Origin of the sequence: Lutibacter flavus (genome assembly GCF_900188355.1) — a bacterium.
Lineage (GTDB): Bacteria > Bacteroidota > Bacteroidia > Flavobacteriales > Flavobacteriaceae > Lutibacter > Lutibacter flavus.
The window spans coordinates 555306-577955 of the sequence record NZ_FZNX01000001.1 but is presented as its reverse complement, the minus strand read 5'-3'; the positions used below and the strand labels follow the sequence as shown (position 1 = coordinate 577955).

Genomic DNA, 22650 nt, shown 5'->3' with positions numbered 1-22650 from the left:
CCATCGAGCTATAGAACTTTGTTTGTGAGTCAAATTGTTGGAGCAACGGATACAGGGTTATGGGAATACTTTCTAAAGTAGAAAAAAAGGAAAAAAACTATTTAGAAGGCATTCAAATTATTAATTATAAAATATGAAAAACGATGAAAGAATTTAAAAAAAATGAGGAAGTAGAAATTATTAAATTCCTCGATTATGTGGGTAATGATGAAAATGCTAATGCCGTGTTAACGGACTTTAGCTACCATAAATTTATTGATAAGAATACGGGGGTTGGAATAACAACTGCTGCTTATAATTATAAAGGAGGAAACTTAATTATAATAAGTCCTAATATTGTTCAGATAACGGATAAAATAGATGGTAAATATTATAGTGACAAACAATTAGGCATTTATGGGGAGACAAAAGACCTATGGCAAGAAGCCATGGATTATTTTGGTTTTGTTGAAATAGAGAAACAAAACCTAATTATTAATTGTACTCCAAATCAAATCACATGGTTATATCAAAATAGAAAAGATATATTCGGTGAAATCATACAGATTCCAGTCTTGGTTGATGAAATTCATGCCTTTACTCAAGATGCCGTATTCAGAGTTGAGATGGGGTTTTGTATGGAGCTAGTTTATAAAAAATGGGAAGCAAAAATGACATTAACTACTGCAACACCTATCTATGGAGGTCATGATATTCCAAAGGAACTTGATATCAAATATTATAAATTTCAAAGATATGATGAGCCTACTAAGTCTTTGAGATATAGTACTAAAAAAGATGATGCTTTCGACTTTGTATATAATGAAAATAATAATAAAAATAAGGTAGCTGTATTTACTAATAACATCCGTTATCACAAATCATTTTCAGATTTAAAAACTAAAAGCGGGACTGGAGATGCGTTAAGAGTAAAGTTAGCTCCATTTAATGGGGATACAAGTCGAGAAAAATTAAGCTTCGATGACTGTGACATAATTGTCTTTAGTTCTTCCTACTTTGCTGGGTTTGATATCAATCAAGATTGTAGTGTTTGTATTATTAGTGAGCAAAATAATGATGCCTATAAAATAAATATCAACAATCTAGTGCAATCTTATGGTAGGTGTCGTAAAACAGTTCAAAACGCCTTATATGTCAACATAACTAGCCCTCAAAATGGAAGTGAAAATTGTACTCAAATATCTGAAGAGGATGTAATTACTTCATTTACAATGTTCAAAGATGACTTCACTTATTTTAGCTCAGTAGTTGGTAAGTACAGTGCCTATTATCAAGTAAGTCATCATAAGTCCATAACACAATCGATGGATGTTAATAGGGCTTTTCTATTCAATAATGCATTGAATACAATGAATGATTACCAGCAGTATAATAAGGGTATTTTCATTGAGAGGATGAAGGAATATAACTTTAAAGTTTCTGATTATGTAACTACAAATACAGCTGTGAGCAAAAAAAAGAGTACGGTATTTTCTGAAAGGTTACTTAATTTAATGGATATTGATAAACCTCAACTTTTAAAAGATTATAATAAAATTAAAAATAACATAAAAAATAAGAGTAATGGAAAGGGGGTATTTAGTAGTAAAGATGCACTTGAATATTTATCTGCTTATTTTTTGAAAGTGACCAATACTTCTCAATTAGTTGAGAAGCTACGAACTTCTAAGAGAGTTAAGCGTAAAGATATATACGCATCGATGAATTTATTATTAAGGGTTAATACGGATACCAAGTATTATACCGAGCAATTATCTGAAGAGGCTAAAAAAAATGCCATAAGATTATACGCTAATAATGATATTAGGGAAATCTTAGAGGAAAACACTGATTTGACCAACGATTGGCAATTTTTATATAATATTCATCAAATTACCTATGAGAAATTATCAGTTGAATATGAGCGTGAAATAAAAATACTTATTGAAGCTAATAATGAAGAGTTATATAAGAAATATGAATCCAATCCACAAAGATACAGAGATGTCTTGAGGGTTATTTCAAGTCGTGTAGATGAGATTTTTGAGCCATTGAGCACAACTGAAATAGAGCTGATAAAAGATATCGTAAAGAAGCTCTTTAAGCGCATAGATAAGGGTAAGAGTTTGTATTTCGTTACTTTCAAATCATTGAGAGATAAAATGGTTAATAACAACCTATTTTTATTAACTGAAGGGCAGGCTAATCATAGAACAATCCTCAAGAAAAACAGGGAGTATAATGCCATGACTCAATTATCCAAGGTTTTTAGGAAAGCTATTCCCCTTAGGTATTTATCTATAGATTTGACTTCAGCTCATCCTCAAATTATAGACCAAATTCTTGGAACTAAAATAGGCATGCAAGTGTATGATAATTTAATGGAGAATATGGGTATTTCAAGAGCAGAAGCCAAACGGTTTTTTAATATGACATTGAATAATTATAAGTTTACTGTTGCTCAAGCCCAGAAGATTTACTTGGATAGTGGATATGATAAAGATAATGCATTAAAGTTGGCCAAGATGACCGCAAAAGTTCCAAAAGGAAGTTTTTATGTGAAGATGACTATGCATGAAAAGAGAATCATTGAGAAATATAGAAGGATTCTTCCAGTTACTTGTCATCGATTTCATGATGCTTTGATTGTTAGCGAGGAAGCTATTTTGGAATCAAATATAGTTTTACCAACTCAAGTGGATGAATTTTTCTATCATGTTGAGTTATATAATGATGGAAGTGAGTATATGGGACCAACAACGGATACACCACATAGTTCCAAGAATACAATTGACAATTATCAATTTTACTAATGAAAATATTATTGTAAACTTATTTAGGTTAGCTTTCATTCCTGATGTTTACTATAAACAATAGTATCAAGAATAATATAGCTTAGTTTATATTTTAAGCCATATTTTTAATTTATTTCAATGCCATAATTATGCAGACTTGGCAGAATATACTCTTGCATTGGGGAATAATTTCCGAGCAATGGCCATTGCACCTCCACTTCCCATATTTGTTCCAATTCTAATCTCAGCGGGATATGATGAAATCCAAAGACTCACAAGGTATTCAGGAGTTCCACCTTCTTTGATAAGGTTGGTTTCATTGGAATGCAATCCATCTTCTACTATAACAAAGTTGGATGATAGTAAATCTAGCTGGTGGGTGTTGATTATTAGTTTCATTTTTTAAGTTTTTTTCTATTGGAGATTGATGTTAACTGGTCGTTTAACCAGAGGATTTCCATTTTGGTAATAGTATCTATCAATTGCATTAATTTCTTCATTTCTATTTATATATTATCAATAATGCTTTGAAATCTTTATGAAGTTCTAAAGCATGTATATAAATAGATGAAATTTAATTGAAATTTAATATTTCTTAAATAATTATTTATCGAGGTGGTATAATTAACTAACTGTTGAATAAACAACTAATTAATATAAAAAGGTAGGATTAGGGTTATAACAATGTAAATTTACGCTTCCTTAATTAACCATTTAAAAGTATATTTGAACTTGAATATAAAAATTATGGTTGGAATATATTGTAGAATATCTGGAGATAAAGAAGAAGGAAAAGATACAAGTATTGAGTATCAAGAAGAAAGAGGTGTTGCTTTTGCTAATAAAATGAAAATGCAGTACGAAGTATATAAAGATATTAATGTTTCAGGTAAAGCCGAAATAATAGCTCGTGATGAATTTTATAGGTTCATTGGTGATATTAAAAATAAAAAAATAACAAATGTATTTGCTGTTCATCAAGATAGGATAGAGAGAAACCCTGACACATGGAGATATTTTGTTTCTACCCTTTTAAATGCTGGCGCTAAGTGGTATCCTGATGGAATTTTCTATGACTTGGATTCAACTACCAATAGAGCTATGGCAAACCTACTCTCAATCTTTAATGAAATGCATTCTGATAAAACATCTGATGCAGTGAAAGTTGCATTTTACCGTAATGCACTTAAGGGGAAAGTTCATGGTATTCGTGCATACGGATTTACCAAAGATGCAAATGGGTATTATATTCAAGAACCTGAAGAAATTGAAGTAGTTAAGAAAATATTTAAATGGTCATTAGAAGGGAATGGCGCATATAGTATAGCAAAGAAATTAAATAAATTAAATATACCTACAAGGTTTGCAAAGCTTGGTAAAAATGTTGTGACAACGGATGCAAGTACTGGCAAGAAAATAGAACATAAGAATAAAGTATGGTGGGGTTCTACAGTTCATGGTATATTAAAGAAGAAATTATATGCTGGTATTCATGTTTGGAATAAAGAAGAAATTCCTTTGCCTCATTTGGCCATCATATCGTTAGAACAATATAGCGCCATCCAGAAGAATCTAACGAAGAACAAAAGAACCAAATCTGGTAAAACACCAATATATAAGTATTTATTGAATGGAATTATATTCTGTGCAGAATGCGGTCATATGTACAAAGGTAAAAGACGCTTGTCTGATAGGAGGAATCAATATATATGCTCTGGAAAACAAGCACCTTTACATGTCTGTAAAGGAAGCAAAGGGTTTAATATTCCTAGATTCGAAACCTTTATCATTAAACATTTATTCTTGAGCAAGGACCTACAGCAATACTTAAACAATATTGAAGTAGATACCGTTGAAATAGATACTTTGACCTTCAAGAAGAATGAACTAATTAAGAAAATAAAATCAGTCGAAAAAATTGAAACTAAAGCATTTAACTATTTGTTTGGTGATGCTGAAGATGATTTTGCTGAAGATGAAAGATTAAAAGCCAAGTATAGAGAAGCTAAGGATAGAGTGGTTAAATTTAAAGAATCACTAGAACACGTGGAAGCTCAATTGGTAATACAGAATGACAACAATAGATTAAATAGGGTTAATCATGTTATAGATGGGTTTGATGTTAGTAGTGGGTTTGATGCAATTAAGAAAGCAGTACAACAGCTAATAGAAAGAATTGATGTATCATATAAACCGCTTGAAAGGAATGGTCGATTCCTATTTGTTATCAAGTATAAAGGATTCAATGAAACAATTTCCTTTTTATCCAACCTTCAACTATTAAACTATGTTTGTATAGCCAATGTAAAACAGTTTCCATCAGATGAATTTGGTCTTGAAATGGTTGAAGAATATATGCCGAGTCGAGCATTATTTAGTTATAAATTAAAAGGATTGATTAAAGACGAACTAGATGTCTCAATTAATGATAGTGAATTAATTACTTTTGATTAAAACGCTTCCTTAATTATACAGATTAATATGTTTTTACGTTGGATGGTTAGAAATGATAATGCCGGAGTAGATTTTGGTATTTGGCAAAGCCTCACTCCCGCTCAACTATCTTGTCCCTTAGATGTACATTCTGGAAATGTTGCCAGAAAATTAGGTTTGTTAACTAGAAAACAGAACGATGCCAAAGCATTGGCTGAACTAGATTCTTCTTTAAGAAGAATGGATCCATTAGACCCTGTTAAATATGACTTTGCCTTATTTGGTCTTGGAGTATTCGAAAAATTTTAAATTTATTTACAAAAAACTTTGTAAAGCCAACTCATAGCTTTGCAACCCAAAACCAGCAATAACTCCTTTTGCATTTGGAGCAATATACGAGGTATGTCGAAAATCTTCACGGGCATGTACATTAGAAATATGTACCTCAATTACAGGTGTTTCAATGCCTTTTATAGCATCTCCAATTGCTACAGATGTATGTGTATAAGCACCCGCATTTAAAACAATTCCATCAAAACTAAAACCTACTTCGTGCAATTTATTTATAAGTTCACCTTCAACATTACTTTGAAAATAATGTAAATCAATTGTATTATATTTCTTTTTTAATTCTTCAAAAAACGCTTCAAAGGTTAAACTTCCATATATTTCAGGTTCACGCTTTCCAAGTAAATTAAGATTGGGGCCGTTTAATATTAATATTTTCATGTATGTTTTTTAATAAAGTAGAAGTCAATTCTTCAAGTATCAAATTTAAAAATTATTATTGATTACATTGAATTTGTTTTATCAATTATCAAATTTATATGCCAATCCAATTTGTAAAAAATTTAATTTTATATTTTGGCGATATCCTAAATCTCTGTAATTGGAAATAGCTAAATTATAACGTGCATCTAAAGTAAGTGCATCTGAAACAATCAATCCAACTCCTAAATCAGCTGCTAAAATAAATTTTTTATATTCATCACCTTTAATATCAGTTTGACTAACTGATAATAAAAACTGACTTTCTGGTCCACCATAAATTTCAAATTTTTCCCCAAGCTTATATTTAATTAATAAAGGAATATGCAATAATCCAATGTTATCATTTATTTTATTATCCGTTGATGAATAGTTTATTTCTGCTTGGATTGATAAATTCAGACTTTTTCTAAATTCCATAAAAGCACCTATGTAAAATCCTGTTTTATTTACTTGAGTGGTATTGCCGTCACTAAGTTTATCTTTTATTCCCATTAAATTTGCTCCAGCTTTTAATCCAAACTGATTTAAATTTTGAGATTTAACTTGGTTGAAGTTCAATAAAAAAATAACAAAAAACGAATAATAAATGTACTTCTTCATATTCTTATAATTTATACCACTAATATAATTAATTTCAATTAAATGTACCCTTCAAATATTTAATGTGAAAATTTTAAATGATTATATTTACCTAATGAATTGGAATAACGCTTTAACAGATTATTTAACTTTTTTAAAAATTGAAAAAGGTCTGGCCCTAAATACAATTGACAGCTATTCTCGCGATGTTAAAAAATTGATTTCATATTTAGAAGTTAATGAAATTAAGGTCTCTCCTATTTCAATAAATCAGGATCATATTCAAGAATTTATTTATACTGCATCAAAAGAAATAAATGCACGTTCACAAGCACGATTAATTTCTGGTATTCGTAATTTTTTTGACTTTTTAATTTTTGAAGATTATAGAAAAGACAATCCAACGGATTTACTTGAAACACCAAAAATTGGGCTAAAACTTCCTGATACACTTTCAATTGAAGATATAGATCTTTTAATTAATTCTATTGATTTAAGCAAACCTCAAGGTGAAAGAAACAGAACACTTTTAGAAACATTATATAGTTGTGGATTACGAGTTTCTGAACTTGTTAATCTACAGATTTCAGATTTATTTTTTGAAGAAGGCTTTATTAGAGTTATTGGGAAAGGAAACAAACAACGATTTGTACCAATTAATACTCAAACTCAAAAGTATATTGCAAATTATGTAAATGAAATTAGAGTTCATTTAAATACTCAAAAAGGATTTGAAGATACTGTTTTTTTAAATCGAAGAGGCAAAAAATTAACCCGTGTTATGATTTTTACTATTGTAAAAAACTTAGCAATTAAAACTGGACTAAAAAAGAAAATTAGTCCGCATACATTTAGGCACTCTTTTGCTACTCATTTATTAGAACGTGGTGCCGATTTAAGAGCTATACAGCAAATGTTAGGTCACGAAAGCATTACAACTACAGAAATATATATGCACTTAGATAAAAGCTTTTTGAAACAAGTTGTAAATACTTTTCACCCAAGAAAATAAAAAAATCTCGCCTAAGCGAGATTTTTTTCGTTCAATTTATTTTAACAATATATACTATTTAGCAATATTTACAGCTCTAGTTTCTCTAATAACTGTAACTCTAACCTGACCAGGATATGTCATATCATTTTGAATTTTTTGTGATATTGTAAAAGAAAGTTCAGCCGCTTTCGCATCATTCACTTTTTCACTTTCAACAATTACACGCAATTCTCTACCTGCTTGAATAGCATATGCTTTCTGCACTCCGTTAAATCCGAATGCAATATCTTCTAAGTCTTTTAAACGTTGAATATAAGAATCTAATACCTGACGACGTGCACCTGGTCTAGCTCCTGAAATAGCATCACAAACTTGCACTATAGGCGCAATTAACGTTTTCATTTCTATCTCATCATGATGAGCTCCAATAGCATTACATATTTCTGGGTTTTCATTGTATTTTTCGGCCCATTGCATACCTAGCAATGCATGTGGTAATTCACTTTCACTTTCAGGTACTTTTCCAATATCATGTAATAAACCCGCTCTTTTAGCTAATTTTGCATTTAAACCTAATTCTGCAGCCATTAAACCACAAAGATTTGCAACCTCACGAGAGTGTTGTAACAAATTTTGACCGTATGAAGAACGATATTTCATTCTTCCAATCGTTTTAATAAGTTCAGGATGTAAACCGTGAATACCTAAATCTATAACTGTACGCTTACCAACTTCAATAATTTCTTGTTGCAATTGATTCTCTGTCTTTTTTACAATTTCTTCAATTCGAGCTGGGTGAATACGACCATCAGTTACCAATTTATGCAAAGATAAACGAGCAATTTCTCTGCGAACAGGATCGAAACAAGATAAAATAATTGCTTCAGGTGTATCATCAACAATAATTTCAACACCAGTGGCAGCTTCTAAAGCACGTATATTACGCCCTTCTCTACCAATAATTCTACCTTTAACATCATCAGACTCTATATTGAAAACAGATACACAATTTTCTACTGTTTGTTCAACACCAACACGTTGAATTGTATTTAAAATAACTTTACGAGCTTCTTGTTGTGCAGTTAATTTGGCTTCTTCAATAGTATCTTGAATGTGAACCATTGCATCTGATTTTGCTTCATCTTTTAAAGATTCAACTAATTCCTTTTTTGCGTCTTCGGCAGATAAACCAGAAATAACTTCTAAATTTTCTATTTGTTTACGGTGTAATTTATCAACTTCCTCGGTTTTTCTTTCTAAATAATCAACTTTTTTAGTATAATCATTTACTTTAGAAGTAAGTTCATTATTAAGCTTTTTACCTTTATCGAGCTCTTGAGAAACTTGAGATTCCTTATCTCGTGTACGTTTTTCTGCTTCTGCAATTTTCTTATCACGAGCAATTATAACTTTTTCATGCTCCGATTTTAGCTCTATGAATTTTTCTTTAGCTTGTAAAATTTTATCTTTTTTAATTGCGTCAGCTTCAATTTGAGCTGCTCTAATTAATGAAGTTGCATCTTTTTTTGTATTTCTTAAAATTTTAGTTGCTTTCTTTTTTTCGAGAATTTTTGCAATCACATAGCCTATTGCTAATCCTATAACTATGCCAATTATAATTGGCACTATAATTTCTACCATATTTCAAATTTATATATAAAAAAACCTACATTAGAAAGGTTTTATGTAAACTCCTTGTAAACAAGTTTAGGACTAACAAACTGATCAAGGATCCGTACGAAACGGCATGCTTTAACAATTTAGACTCATCCTTTTTAATAAAAATGTGTTGAGTTTAACAAACAATAACTAATGTAGGCAGTATTATTAATTAATATTATTTTAAAGAACTTATTTTTTTAAATGTTCATCAATTAAAACATTCAACTTATTTAATTTTTCTGATACTTCAATCAGATCTTCTTCTTTATTAATGGCATTAATTTCAATTAATGAAGCAAATTGCAATGCACACATTGATAAAACATCTTGTTTATCACTAACTGCATAATTTTGTTCAAATTTGCTTACTAAATCATTAATTTTATTAGCTGCCTTTCGCATTCCCTCTTCTTCATTTTCATTTTTAACATTGAGTGGGTACACTCTTCCAGCTATGGTTACCTTTATTTTTAATGATTCTGCCATATTTAAAAGATCTTATTCGCTTAATTGAGTGATACAATTATCAATTTCACGAATTAAAGTATTTATTTTGAGTTTTGTTTCTCTTCTATCTTCTTTACTGCCTTCTATAGTTTTAGCAATTTTTAATGATTGATATTTTTTTTCAATTACATTTTTAAATTCCTTTTCTTCAGCTATTTGATTTTCTAAAACTGCAATTTTATTGTATAAAATCTCATTTTCTTCTTTCAAAAAATTATAATTCTCTAAAAGCGTCTTAAGTTTATTTTCAAATAAATCAACAACTTTTACTATACTACTCATATATGCTAAAGAATCTAAACTATAAATACAAAGTTAGTGTTAGTATGTCAATATTACAACTGTTTTTATACCAATTTAAAAAAAACTTACGTTTATAATTACTAATTCATTGATTTAATAAACATTTCAAAAAATAATATTTAGTATTTTAGCACAAAACAACAATTAGTGAAAAAAATATTTATAATTTTAATACTTTTTAGCAGTTCTTACATCTTTTGTCAAGGAAGCGCTGATACATCTAGTAATTACCCTGTAAATTTTTTTAATAACCCACTTGAAATTCCACTTGTTTTATCAGGAACCTTTGGAGAATTAAGAACCAATCATTTTCATTCTGGATTGGATATTAAAACACAAGGTATAGAAGGCTTAAATGTATTTGCATCTGCAAATGGATATGTTTCACGAATTAAAATTTCACACTGGGGCTATGGCAAAGCACTATATATCACGCATCCTAATGGATATACAACTGTTTATGCACATTTAAAAAAATTTAATAAACGAATTGAAGATTACGTAAAAAAGCAACAATACAAGAAGGAAAGTTTTGAAATTCAATTATTTCCTTCTTCTGGAACTTTACCGATATCTAAAAATGAAATAATTGCGTTTTCTGGTAATTCCGGAGGTTCTGGAGGTCCACATTTACACTATGAAATAAGAGAAACTAAATCTGAAAAAACAATTAATCCAATGCTTTTTGGGATTACAGTTAACGACTCTAAAAAGCCTAGAATTAATACTTTAATTGGATATTCATTAACTGAAGCATCTCATATAAATCAAGTAACCGTTCCTACTCAACTTACATTAGTTCGACTTGAAAATGGAGATTTTTTAGCAAAAAAAATTAATGCTTTTGGAAAAATTGGTTTTGGAATAAATGCCTATGATCAATTGGATAATGCTTATAATAAAAATGGTTTGTATAGTCTTTTAATGAAAGTTAATGGAGAAACTGTTCACGAGTTTAATGCTACTACCTTCTCTTTCTCTGAATCTAAATATATAAATTTACTTATTGATTACGAGAGATTTAGCAAAATAAAACAACGAATTCAAAAATGTTATATTGAGCCTGCCAATAAACTAAGTTTGTATAAAAAATCTTATAGCAAAGGTTATTTAACAATTGAAGATGGTTTAAACTATAATGTAGAAATAATTGCTAAAGATTTTAAAGGAAATAATCAAAAAATAACAATTCCAATTGTTGGAAAAAAGGACAGTATTTTAGTAAAAAAAGAAATTATAAAAACACCTTATAAAATTAATCATACTGAATTTAATAAATTCAGTAAAGATAACATCACAATCGCATTTCCTAAAAACACATTTTATAATGATTTTTATTTAGACTTCAATACATCTGATTCTATTATTAAAGTACATACACCAACCGTACCTCTGAATAAAAGATACACGCTTACATTTGATGTTTCTAAATATAATGAATATGAAAAAAAGCACATGTATATTGCTTCAATAAACAAATATGGATACTCAAAATATGAGTCAACCGTTAAAAAAGAAATGTCGTTTTATACTTCAATTAAAAAATTAGGTAAATTTACTTTATTGTATGATTATAAATCACCTAAGATCAAGTTAGTTAATTTTAAAAATGAACAATGGCTTACTAGTTTTAATACATTAAAAGTTAAAATTACAGATAGTGATTCCGGGATTAAATCGTATGGGGGTGAAATAGATGGTGAATGGATTTTAATGGAATATGACCCTAAAAAGAACTTATTATATTACAATTTAAAAGATAAAAATTTTACAACTGCAAAACACAATCTTAAAGTAACCGTAACTGATAATGTTGGAAACACAAATACTTTAAACACTACTTTTTTCAGAAAAAAATAAGTACTCTAATTTGAAAACAATAACCCAATATTTAGTTTTTTTTATTTCACTTTCCCTTTCTGCCCAAACCGCAACAATTAAAGGAATTATAAAAAATATAGATAGAGAACCTATTGAAGGCGTTGCAATTTCATATTTAAATCACGGTACAATTTCAAATGAAAAAGGAGAATACCAATTACAAGTTGCGGCGAACATTGAAATTTCAATAATATTTAGTCATATTGCATATAATTCAATTAAGAAAATTGTAATTATTCCAAAAAATAAATCATTACGCTATTCACCTTTTTTAACTGCCAAGGTTGAGGAAATAACTGAAGTAATTGTTGAAGACCATAAAAGGGATGCGCAAGGAAATATTAATATTAATACTGCTGATATTTCCAAAATACCAGGTGCAAATCAAGGTGTAGAAAATATTTTAATGATTTTAGCAGGTGTAAATAATAACAATGAATTAAGTACACAATACAATGTACGTGGCGGTAATTTTGATGAAAACTTAGTGTACGTAAATGGAATTGAAGTTTACAGACCATTTTTAGTGAGATCCGGTCAACAAGAGGGCTTAAGCTTTGTTAATGGAAATATGGTTCAAAATATTAATTTTTCTGCAGGTGGGTTCCAAGCCAAATATGGCGACAAACTTTCATCGGTTTTAGATATTACTTATAGAACTCCACAAGAATTTGGAGCAAGTATTAATGCCAGCTTGTTAGGTGGGAGTTTAACATTAGAAGGTTTGACACCAAATAAAAAATTAAGCACCTTAATTGGCTTTAGGTACAGAAATAACAACTTATTTATTAATAGTAAGGATATTGAAACCAATGCAAATCCAAATTTTACTGATGTTCAAACTTTTTTATCTTATGTCGTAAATCCTAAATTAAAAATTGACTTTTTAGGAAATTATTCATTAAATAATTACAATTATACACCAAAAACCAGAAGAACTAAATTTGGAACTATTAGTGACCCTTTAGAACTTATTGTTCATTACAACGGACAAGAAAAAGATAAATTTAAAACATTGTTTGGGGCTTTAAAAGGAAGTTACATTGTAAACGAAAACTTAAATTTAAGTCTAACCACGTCAGCATATCATACAATTGAAGAAGAATATTATGATATTTTGGCAAGTTATAATATTGGGGAAGTAAATAACGACTTTGGCTCTGAAGATTTTGGTAATGTAGATTTTTCTGAAGGATTAGGTTCTCAATTAAATCACGCACGTAATGATATTGATGCTTTAATAAGTAATGCTGAAATAAAAGCTACTTATAAAAAGGACAATCATAAATTTGATTTTGGTATAAAATATCAAAATGAAGATATAAAAGACAGAATAAAAGAATGGGAAGTAATTGATTCTGTAGGGTTTAGTGTCCGCCCACCGCATCACCTAGTAAATAATCAGCCTTACGAACCTTTTTCTGGAGAAATAACTCCTTACCAAAATATAAATACAAAAAACCATATAAAAATTGATAGGTTGGTTTGGTTTGCACAGTACAGTAAAAATTCTGATTGGAATAATCATAAAGTTTGGTATAATTTAGGTTTAAGATCACATAACTGGAATGTTAATAGTGAAAACCTTGAAACTTCAAATCAAATTATTTATAGTCTTCGAGGACAATTTGCAATAAAACCAGATTGGGAAAAAGATATGCTTTTTAGAATTTCTGGTGGTATGTATAACCAGCCTCCTTTTTACAAAGAATTAAGAGATTTTAATGGAAACATAAATACCGCTGTTGATACTCAAAAATCAGTTCAAATAGTTTTAGGAAGTGATTACAGTTTTAATATCTGGGACAGACCTTTTAAATTGGTTTCAGAAGTATATTATAAAAATTTAACTGATGTAAATACGTATACCGTTGACAATGTTAAAATTAGATACAGCGCTAATAATAATGCAAAAGCATATGCTACTGGTATTGACTTAAGATTGAATGGTGAATTTGTTCCGGGAACAGAAAGTTGGGTTAGTGTTGGTTTCTTAAAAACTGAAGAAAATAGCAATAATCAAGGTTATATTTCTCGTCCAACGGACCAACGGTTTAAATTTGGAATGTTGTTTCAAGATTATGTTCCCAATATTCCAAATATTAAAATGTATTTAAACTTAGTATTTAATACTGGATTACCTGGAGGTTCCCCTTCCTATACAAATTCTTACGATTATCAAAACAGATTAAATTCCTATAAAAGAGCAGACATTGGCATTTCTTACGTTTTTACAGATGCCAAAAATAATTACAATACTGGTTGGCTTAAAAACTTTAAAGAATTAGCTGTAGGGTTTGAAATTTTCAATATGTTTGACGTAACAAACTCTATTACAAATACTTGGGTTCGAGACGTATATTCAAAACGATATTATGGAATCCCCAATTATATGACTCCTAGAGTTTTAAATATTAAAATGGATGTGAAATTTTAAATTACTTCAAAATCTGTCCAGTATGTTCCTTAGTTTTAACTTTGGTTATTACTTCTTCAATCATTCCTTTTTCATCAATCACAAAAGTAGTTCTATGAATTCCATCATATTCGCGGCCCATAAATTTCTTTGGCCCCCAAACTTTAAATGCGTTAATCACGGTTTTATCTTCATCAGCCAACAAAGGAAAAGGCAATTCATTTTTATCAATAAAATTTTGCTGACGTTTTGCTGAATCTGCACTGACTCCCAAAATAGCATAACCTTGAGCTAAAAACGATTGATAATTATCTCTTAAATTACAAGCTTCTACAGTACAACCAGGCGTACTTGCCTTTGGATAAAAAAATAATACTAATTTTTTACCTTTATAATCAGTTAATTTTATAGTATTTTCCTTTTCATCAAGTGCTTCAAAATTTGGTGCCTTATCTCCTACTTTTAATGTTGTCATAATTTGTATTTTAGCTTTTTGTAAAGATACTAAAAATGACAAAGAAAGAAAAAGTTCAGTTTGTAATTGATACACTGGAAAAATTATATCCTGAAGTTCCAATTCCACTAGACCATAAAGATCCATATACATTATTAATAGCAGTGCTATTATCAGCTCAAAGTACTGATGTTGGCGTGAATAAAATTACTCCTATTCTATTTGCAAAAGCTGATAATCCTTATGATATGGTAAAACTTTCAGTTGAAGAAATTAGAGAAATTATAAAACCTGTTGGCTTATCTCCTATGAAAGCAAAAGGAATTTATGGCTTATCAAAAATATTGATAGAAAAACACGATGGTAAAGTACCTCAAAATTTTGAAGATTTAGAAGACTTACCTGCGGTTGGACACAAAACTGCAAGTGTTGTAATGAGTCAAGCATTTGGTATTCCAACTTTTCCTGTTGATACTCATATTCAAAGATTAATGTATAGATGGGGATTGAGCAATGGAAAAAATGTTGCACAAACTGAAAAAGATGCAAAAAGATTATTTCCAAAAGAATTATGGAATAAGTTGCATTTACAAATCATTTTTTATGGAAGAGAATATTCACCTGCAAGAGGTTGGAATCTGGAAAAAGATATAATTACTAAAACAATTGGAAGAAAATCTATTTTAAAATAAAAAAACCCATTTTAGGTTATAAAATGGGTTAAGAACATTAATTCAAATGTAATTCAATATAATCGTTTTTGTTGGTTTTAACTACTCTAAATTGTTTAGAGTAATTTATCAAATATTGAACTATTTCAGGTCTTGGTTGCTCCTTCATTGGAGACTTTTTAGAGTAAAGTTTCATCATATATAATTGGTTTGTATTACATTAACGATGAAAACTTACAATTATTATTAATTAACTAAAATAATATTATGTTTTTCTATTAACTTACGTAAATTAATTAAAGCATATCGCATTCTACCTAATGCAGTATTGATACTAACATCTGTATTTTCAGCAATTTCTTTGAAACTCATATCTTTGTACATACGCATTATTAAAACTTCTTTCTGATCCTCTGGCAATTCAACAATCAAACCTCTAATATCTTCTAATATTTGATCTTTTATTAATTGCTTTTCAACATTTAACACTTCATCACTAATTACAGTAAAAATGTCAAAATCATCCGTATTTTTAAAAGTTGGTATCCTTTTATTTCTTCTAAAATGATCAATAACCAGGTTGTGAGAAATACGCATTACCCAAGGTAAAAACTTTCCTTCTTCATTATATCCTCCTTTTTTTAAAGTATTAATAACTTTAATAAAGGCATCTTGAAAGATATCTTCTGCAATTTCTCTATCCAAAACTTTAGATAAGATAAAACTAAAAATTCGCTGTTTATGACGAATTATTAATAATTCTAAAGATTTTTCATTTCCGTTTATGTAGTCGCTAACTAGAACGCTATCGGCAATAACTTTACTTTCCATACTTAAATACATTAAGGGGTTTATTTTTGTATTTTATAATTTTTATAAAAAGTAATAGTATTGTATAGGCGTTTCTTTTTTGAATTAATATTCAAATATGCAGCATATTTTTAACATTTACAAATAAATTTTTATAAACTATCCTTATTATTATTTTTGAAATATGTTTTATAGTTGAGTTATAATTCTCAGTAATTGTGATTATCTTTGCATTTATTCACTTTTTTGAATTAATATGACTAAAAACATAGCAACATTAAACCCAAAAGAAAATATATTAATTAAAGGAGCCAGACTTCATAATTTAAAAAATATTGATGTTGCAATCCCTAGAAATAAATTAATTGTGATTACTGGACTTTCTGGTTCGGGAAAATCAAGTTTAGCATTTGACACATTATTTGCTGAAGGTCAGAGAAGATATGTTGAAAGTTTATCATCATATGCGCGTCAGTTTTTAGGTAGATTAAACAAACCAAAAGTAGATTATATAAAAGGAATTGCACCTGCAATTGCCATTGAACAAAAAGTGAATTCAACAAATCCGAGATCAACTGTTGGAACTTCTACTGAAATATATGATTATTTAAAGCTTCTTTTTGCCAGAATTGGTAAAACCTACTCTCCTATTTCTGGAAACGAAGTAAAAAAACATACCGTAAGTGATGTGATCAATTTTATAAAAACACTAGAATTAAAAGCAAAACTTTTACTGTTGGCTCCTGTTCATATTCCTGATGAAAGAAGTGTGTTGCAGACCTTAAAAATACTAGCACAACAAGGCTATTCGAGAATTAAATATAAAAATGAAATTCTAAGAATTGAAGATATTAAAAAAGAAATAGAGCACGATTTTTATTTAGTAATTGATAGAATTGTAGTAAAAGACGATGAAGATTTTTTTAACCGTTTGAGTGATGCTGTTCAAACTGCCTTTTTTGAAGGAAAAGGTGAATGTATTATTGAAAACCTAAATTCAGATACTCAAACACTTTTTAATAATAAATTTGAATTGGATGGAATTCAATTTTTAGAACCTAATACACATTTATTCAGTTTTAACAATCCGTATGGCGCTTGCCCAAAATGCGAAGGTTATGGAAGTGTTATTGGAATTGATGAAGATTTAGTTATTCCTAATACTTCTCTTTCAATTTATGAGAATGCAATATTACCTTGGAAAACAGACACTTTTAGCCATTATAAAAATGACTTGATAACACACGCCTATAAATTTGATATTCCTATTCATAAACCTTGGTTTGAGTTAACAGATGAACAAAAACAACTTATTTGGAGTGGTAATAAGTTTTTTAATGGTTTAAACCATTTTTTCAAACATTTAGAAGAACAAACTTATAAAATTCAGTATAGAGTTATGCTTTCTCGATACAGGGGAAAAACAAAATGCACAACTTGTAAAGGAAAACGCTTAAGAGAAGAAACTAATTATGTTACAATCAATACTAAAAATATTAACGAGTTAGTAGATTTACCTTTAAATGAATTGGCATTATTTTTTAAAAACATTCAATTAGAAGCTTTTGAAGCAAAAATTGGAAAAAGATTATTGGTTGAAATTAATAATAGAATACAATTTTTAAATGATGTTGGATTGAGTTATTTAACATTAAATAGAACCTCAAATACATTATCTGGAGGAGAAAGTCAACGCATTAACCTTGCAACATCTTTAGGTAGTAGTTTAGTAGGTTCTATGTATATATTAGATGAACCAAGTATAGGTTTGCATCCAAAAGATACAGAACGATTAATAAAAGTGCTAAAAGATTTACGAAATTTAGGCAATACAGTTATTGTAGTTGAGCACGATGAAGATATTATGAAAGCTGCAGATATGATAATTGATATTGGACCAGAAGCGGGTACCTTTGGTGGTGCTATAGTTGCAGAAGGTACTTTTAAAGAAATTCTAAAATCCGATTCGTTAACTGCGCAATATTTGAATAATAAATTACAAATCGAAGTTCCTAAAAAAAGAAGAAAATCAAAATATTCAGTTGAAATTATTGGAGCTCGGGAAAATAACTTAAAAAATATTGATGTAAAATTTCCATTAAACAGTTTAACTGTTGTAACCGGTGTTTCCGGAAGTGGAAAAAGTACATTAGTAAGTAAACTACTATATCCTGCAATTCAAAAACAAATTGGAGGATATGGAGAAAAAGTTGGTCAGTTTACCGAATTAAGAGGAGATGCAAATAAAATTGAACATATTGAATTTATAAATCAAAACCCTATTGGGCGTTCAAGCAGATCAAATCCTGTTACGTATATTAAGGCTTATGATGATATAAGAGCTTTATTTGCTTCAGAAAAGCTTTCAAAAATTAGAAACTATCAGCCAAAACATTTCTCATTTAATGTTGAAGGTGGCAGATGTGAAGTTTGCAAAGGAGATGGTGAAGTAACTATTGAAATGCAATTTATGGCAGATGTGCATTTAGAATGTGAAACTTGCAAAGGAAAAAGATTTAAAAAAGAAATTTTAGAAGTGAAATTTTATAATATGTCTATAAACGACATTTTAAATAGCACAATTGATGATGCAATAACCTTTTTTAATAATTATAATGAAACCAAAATTGTAAAAAAATTACAACCATTACAAGATGTTGGTTTGGGCTATGTTACACTTGGGCAATCATCATCAACTCTTTCTGGTGGTGAAGCACAACGTATAAAATTAGCTTCATTTTTAGTAAAAGGAACCCGCCAAAGTAAATCTTTATTTATTTTTGATGAACCAACCACGGGACTGCATTTTCACGATATTAAAAAATTACTAAAATCATTTAATGCATTAATTGATAATGGCCATTCCATTATTGTAATTGAACACAATATTGATTTAATAAAATGTGCTGATTATATAATAGATTTAGGCAAAGAAGGTGGTAAAAATGGTGGTTCACTCCTATACCAAGGAACACCAGAAGAACTTGTTAATTCCAAAGATTCTTTTACTGCTCCTTATTTAGCTGAGAAATTAAGATAGTTTATTCTTTTTTTTCTGAATTTTCAATGGTAGTTATCTTACTTTTAGCCAATACAAAATCTGGAAATAAATTTACTGCACGCATAAAACTTAGTTTTGCTTCAGCTTTTTTCTCTAAATTCAGCTCAATAATTCCATTTAAATAAGCAATAGCTGCTTTCAAATCAACATTTTGATTGTAATTTTTATTAACTTGATAAGTTACTTTAGCTGTTCCATCATCCGGAAGCTGATCAGCTTTTTTAATTGATTGATAAGCATCATCAAATTTATTTAGAGACAATTGTAATCCTGCTAATTTAAAAGCATGATAGTTATTGTTAGTTTTAGACAAAAGAGACTGGTAATTTTCAATTGCTTTTGCAATTGCTCCCATAGATTCTAATGAAATGCTTTGCATTTCCAATAACTCTAAATTATCTGGTTTACTTTTTAAAATATCATTTGTTACCAAAAAACAAGAAACATACTTTGCATCATTAAAATATAGGTACGCTAAGCTATCCTTATAAGTGCTTCGCTCACCTTCCATCGCAATTATTGAATACATTGCAGAAGCTGCAACAACTTTATCGCTATAAGTTAACGCTTGCTTTAGTTTTTGTTTTTCTAAATCTAGGTTGTTTACAGATTGTGCTATAGCTGATGTTGCTATAATGAAAGTAAAAATATATACTAAGTTTTTCATTTTTTTTATTTAGAAATTGAAGATGTAAAACTATTAAAATAAATCTTATCAAATCTAAAATTTATCTTAAATTAATGACATTTATCCACAAAAAAAGGTCTGAAAAACAGACCTCTAATTTTGGGTGGAAGACCGGATTCGAACCGGCGACCCTCGGTACCACAAACCGATGCTCTAACCAACTGAGCTACAACCACCATATTGCGGATGCAAATGTAAAACATTTCTATTTTATTACAAACATTTTTTAAAATATTTTATCTAAAGATTTTATTGCAATATAACGCTCTGAATTAAAGCCTTCTGCGTGTTCAACACCAATTAGCCTTCCTAAATCTTGTGCTCTATAAACAATACTATCTATAAAATTCTTGCTAGAAATTGGAGAGCTTGGTTCTTTACTATTAGGATTGTAAAATTGTGAACTATATGCATTAACTGCTTTTAGCTTTAAATCTATAAATCCACTTACATCAATAACAAAATCTGGTTCAACATTTTTCCACTGTATATAATGGTACACTTGTTTTGGTCTCCATACTTTTTGTTTAACCCCATCTAATTCAGTTTCAATTTTCATTAAACCAGATAAAAAACAAGCATTTGAAACTAAATCACTACCCTTAGGGTGATCAATATGCCTATCATCTATTGCATTACACAAAACAATTTCAGGTTGATATTTTCTAATAATTTTAACTACTTCTAATTGATGTTTTTTGTCATTTATAAAAAACCCATCAGCAAACCCCAAATTTTCTCTTACTTGAACTCCTAATAATTTTGCCGCGGCATTAGCTTCATTATCCCTAATTTCAGCAGAGCCTCTTGTTCCTAATTCACCTCGTGTTAAATCTAAAATACCAATTTTTTTCCCTAAAGAAATTTCTTTTCCAATAGTTGCTCCACAACCTAATTCAACATCATCTGGATGAGCACCTATTGCTAATATATCTAACTTCATAATTTTTTTGTTCTATTGCTAAACAAATATATAATAATTTTGACTCCTAATACTTAATGTTAATATTACAGGTCATACAAAGTAATGAAAAACCATATAAAAGTACGGAAATCTAATAAACGGTAACAAAAACAGAACAAATGGTAAGTTTTGTTTGTTTAATTGAAAACAATTATATATATTTGATATAAGATTTTGAATAATTTAACCCTCAAAACCCCAAGAAAATGAAAAAATTCACTCTAAGCATATTGTTTTTATTAACAATCTCAACGGTTGCTTTTTCACAAATTTCTGATTTAGAAAAAAATGCATTGATTGATTTATATAAATCAACCAACGGAGAGAATTGGAATAACTCTTGGGATCTATCTAAAGACGTAAGTACATGGCACGGAGTTACAATATCAAATAATTCAGTTACTAAAATAAATTTAAGTATGAATAACTTAGAAGGTATACTTCCTTCTACTATTGGGAATTTAAATTCTTTAGTAAAATTAAATCTTGGGTTTAATAAATTACAAGGAACTATTCCTTCTGAAATTTGCAAAAACAAATCATTAGAAAGTATTGAATTATTTATGAATCAGCTTGAAGGTGAATTACCTTCAAATATTGGGGAGATTGCTAGTCTTAAAGAATTAATTTTATTCAATAATTTATTAAGTGGTGATTTACCTGCTTCAATCTATAAACTTGAAAACTTAAAAATTTTACAATTAAGCAGTAATAAAATTACAGGAACAATAACTTCTAAAATTGGAATGTTAAAAAACCTTGAGGTTTTGAGCTTTTTTGAAAATTCTATGTATGGAGTTCTTCCTGTTGAAATTGGAAATTTAATTAATTTAAAAGAACTTGCTTTATCTAATAATTTATTTGAAGGTAATTTACCAACAGAAATAAATAAATTAACTCAATTAGAAACGTTATTGCTTAATCAGAATAGATTTGTTGGAGAATTAGATCCAATTATTAAGAATTTATATTTACTTAAAAACGTTGAATATAAAAACTTAAAAGAATCACCTGTATATTCAAATCCAGTTTCACAAGCAAGACTTACATTACAGTAAAAAACAAAATATATAAAATAAAAAAATCACTCAATTGAGTGATTTTTTTTTGTTAACTAATATTAACACTAATTAACATAGTTGCATATGCAACCTTTATTTACTATTTATATATTTGCAAAAAAATATTTATAATGCATCCTTCCATCATTAACTCAGAGTTTAATAAAACAATAGCGCCTTGGTTAGGAAAAACATCAAAAATGTTGAATATGTACATTTTAGATGTATTTAATAAAAATAACATACAATTAACTAAACAACAATGGGTTGTTTTAAAAATTTTACATGAAGATACCAATGGAATTATTCAAAATGATCTTGCATGTATTACTGAACGAAATAAAGCTTCTTTAACAAGATTAATTAATGTTATGGAGAAAAATAATTTAGTAACTAGAATCCCATTTAAAGCAGACTCTCGTAAAAATGTAATTCAAATTACAAAAAAAGGAGATGAATTATTTTTAAAAACAAAACCTCTACTCTTAAATAGTTTAGATATTATTCAATGTGGAATTACTGAAAATGAAATGAAGGATTTAATTTCAATATTAGCAAAAATTCAAAATAACCTTAAAAAACATACCATTTAAAACCATAAATAACTGATTAACTTTAAAA

20 protein-coding genes, 1 tRNA gene, 1 other RNA gene and 1 pseudogene are annotated in these 22650 nt (G+C 28.8%); 10 read left to right on the top strand and 13 right to left on the bottom strand.

Translation table 11 applies throughout. The features are described 5' to 3' along the window. Positions 1–143: 143 nt before the first annotated feature. On the top strand, positions 144–2792 hold the full coding sequence (locus CHB63_RS02525) for a hypothetical protein (RefSeq protein ID WP_089376847.1): 2649 nt from the start codon (positions 144–146) through the stop codon (positions 2790–2792). A gap of 129 nt (positions 2793–2921) precedes the next feature. Here the strand turns inward: CHB63_RS02525 and CHB63_RS02520 are convergent, their stop codons facing one another. Next, positions 2922–3104, bottom strand: a complete 183-nt coding sequence (locus CHB63_RS02520) for a hypothetical protein (RefSeq protein WP_141107245.1) — start codon at positions 3102–3104, stop codon at positions 2922–2924. Between the two features lie 417 nt (positions 3105–3521). Between CHB63_RS02520 and CHB63_RS02515 the strand changes: the two genes are divergently transcribed. Together CHB63_RS02515 and CHB63_RS02510 are read left to right on the top strand one after the other, a co-directional pair. Then, positions 3522–5228: a recombinase family protein gene (locus CHB63_RS02515; protein WP_089376845.1), complete on the top strand. Its 1707-nt coding sequence runs from the start codon at positions 3522–3524 to the stop codon at positions 5226–5228. A gap of 18 nt (positions 5229–5246) precedes the next feature. Beyond that, positions 5247–5516, top strand: a pseudogene (locus CHB63_RS02510) (DUF2400 family protein); the annotation flags it as partial. A gap of 6 nt (positions 5517–5522) precedes the next feature. Here the strand turns inward: CHB63_RS02510 and aroQ are convergent. Further along, positions 5523–5936, bottom strand: coding sequence for a type II 3-dehydroquinate dehydratase (aroQ, locus tag CHB63_RS02505; RefSeq protein ID WP_089376844.1), 414 nt, complete (start codon positions 5934–5936; stop codon positions 5523–5525). A gap of 81 nt (positions 5937–6017) precedes the next feature. Then, a complete protein-coding gene (locus CHB63_RS02500; RefSeq protein ID WP_089376843.1) occupies positions 6018–6578 on the bottom strand; it encodes an outer membrane beta-barrel protein in 561 nt (186 codons plus the stop codon). Between the two features lie 94 nt (positions 6579–6672). Between CHB63_RS02500 and xerD the strand changes: the two genes are divergently transcribed. Beyond that, entirely contained in the window at positions 6673–7569 is an 897-nt protein-coding gene (gene xerD, locus CHB63_RS02495) for a site-specific tyrosine recombinase XerD (protein ID WP_089376842.1), read from the top strand. 54 nt (positions 7570–7623) lie between these two features. Here the strand turns inward: xerD and rny are convergent, their stop codons facing one another. The 4 genes from rny to CHB63_RS02475 all read right to left on the bottom strand — a co-directional run bounded on the left by rny (position 7624) and on the right by CHB63_RS02475 (position 10002). Continuing rightward, entirely contained in the window at positions 7624–9192 is a 1569-nt protein-coding gene (rny, locus tag CHB63_RS02490) for a ribonuclease Y (protein WP_089376841.1), read from the bottom strand. A 47-nt stretch (positions 9193–9239) separates the two neighbouring features. Then, positions 9240–9346: non-coding RNA, 6S RNA (ssrS, locus tag CHB63_RS02485), on the bottom strand. A gap of 56 nt (positions 9347–9402) precedes the next feature. Then, entirely contained in the window at positions 9403–9699 is a 297-nt protein-coding gene (locus CHB63_RS02480) for a cell division protein ZapA (RefSeq protein ID WP_089376840.1), read from the bottom strand. Positions 9700–9711: 12 nt separating this feature from the next. Next, entirely contained in the window at positions 9712–10002 is a 291-nt protein-coding gene (locus CHB63_RS02475) for a hypothetical protein (RefSeq protein WP_089376839.1), read from the bottom strand. Positions 10003–10170: 168 nt separating this feature from the next. On the opposite strand from CHB63_RS02475, the gene CHB63_RS02470 reads away from it, so the two are divergent. Both CHB63_RS02470 and CHB63_RS02465 read left to right on the top strand, forming a co-directional pair. Beyond that, positions 10171–11883, top strand: a complete 1713-nt coding sequence (locus tag CHB63_RS02470) for a M23 family metallopeptidase (RefSeq protein ID WP_089376838.1) — start codon at positions 10171–10173, stop codon at positions 11881–11883. 10 nt (positions 11884–11893) lie between these two features. Next, positions 11894–14341: a TonB-dependent receptor gene (locus CHB63_RS02465; RefSeq protein ID WP_089376837.1), complete on the top strand. Its 2448-nt coding sequence runs from the start codon at positions 11894–11896 to the stop codon at positions 14339–14341. Between the two features lies 1 nt (position 14342). Here CHB63_RS02465 and bcp read toward each other — a convergent pair whose 3' ends face one another. After that, positions 14343–14795, bottom strand: coding sequence for a thioredoxin-dependent thiol peroxidase (bcp, locus tag CHB63_RS02460; protein WP_089376836.1), 453 nt, complete (start codon positions 14793–14795; stop codon positions 14343–14345). Between the two features lie 35 nt (positions 14796–14830). Between bcp and nth the strand changes: the two genes are divergently transcribed. Then, positions 14831–15466 carry an endonuclease III gene (gene nth / locus CHB63_RS02455; RefSeq protein ID WP_089376835.1) on the top strand — a complete coding sequence of 212 codons (636 nt, stop codon included), beginning with the start codon at positions 14831–14833 and terminating at the stop codon, positions 15464–15466. Positions 15467–15503: 37 nt separating this feature from the next. On the opposite strand, the gene CHB63_RS17090 is transcribed toward nth, so the two are convergent. Together CHB63_RS17090 and CHB63_RS02450 are read right to left on the bottom strand one after the other, a co-directional pair. After that, positions 15504–15644, bottom strand: coding sequence for a hypothetical protein (locus CHB63_RS17090; RefSeq protein ID WP_176420221.1), 141 nt, complete (start codon positions 15642–15644; stop codon positions 15504–15506). 47 nt (positions 15645–15691) lie between these two features. Beyond that, entirely contained in the window at positions 15692–16276 is a 585-nt protein-coding gene (locus tag CHB63_RS02450) for an RNA polymerase sigma factor (protein WP_089377561.1), read from the bottom strand. A 235-nt stretch (positions 16277–16511) separates the two neighbouring features. Between CHB63_RS02450 and uvrA the strand changes: the two genes are divergently transcribed. Further along, on the top strand, positions 16512–19295 hold the full coding sequence (gene uvrA / locus CHB63_RS02445; protein WP_089376834.1) for an excinuclease ABC subunit UvrA: 2784 nt from the start codon (positions 16512–16514) through the stop codon (positions 19293–19295). A 1-nt stretch (position 19296) separates the two neighbouring features. On the opposite strand, the gene CHB63_RS02440 is transcribed toward uvrA, so the two are convergent. From CHB63_RS02440 to bshB1, 3 genes are all read right to left on the bottom strand, one after another. Further along, positions 19297–19983: a tetratricopeptide repeat protein gene (locus tag CHB63_RS02440; protein WP_089376833.1), complete on the bottom strand. Its 687-nt coding sequence runs from the start codon at positions 19981–19983 to the stop codon at positions 19297–19299. A 122-nt stretch (positions 19984–20105) separates the two neighbouring features. Continuing rightward, positions 20106–20181 (bottom strand) — tRNA-His (locus tag CHB63_RS02435). A 49-nt stretch (positions 20182–20230) separates the two neighbouring features. After that, positions 20231–20947 (bottom strand): bacillithiol biosynthesis deacetylase BshB1, encoded by a 717-nt coding sequence (gene bshB1, locus CHB63_RS02430; RefSeq protein WP_089376832.1) that lies wholly within the window; start codon positions 20945–20947, stop codon positions 20231–20233. A gap of 227 nt (positions 20948–21174) precedes the next feature. Between bshB1 and CHB63_RS02425 the strand changes: the two genes are divergently transcribed. Both CHB63_RS02425 and CHB63_RS02420 read left to right on the top strand, forming a co-directional pair. Beyond that, a complete protein-coding gene (locus CHB63_RS02425; RefSeq protein ID WP_089376831.1) occupies positions 21175–22026 on the top strand; it encodes a leucine-rich repeat domain-containing protein in 852 nt (283 codons plus the stop codon). A gap of 134 nt (positions 22027–22160) precedes the next feature. Beyond that, positions 22161–22622: a MarR family winged helix-turn-helix transcriptional regulator gene (locus CHB63_RS02420; RefSeq protein WP_089376830.1), complete on the top strand. Its 462-nt coding sequence runs from the start codon at positions 22161–22163 to the stop codon at positions 22620–22622. Positions 22623–22650: the final 28 nt, after the last annotated feature.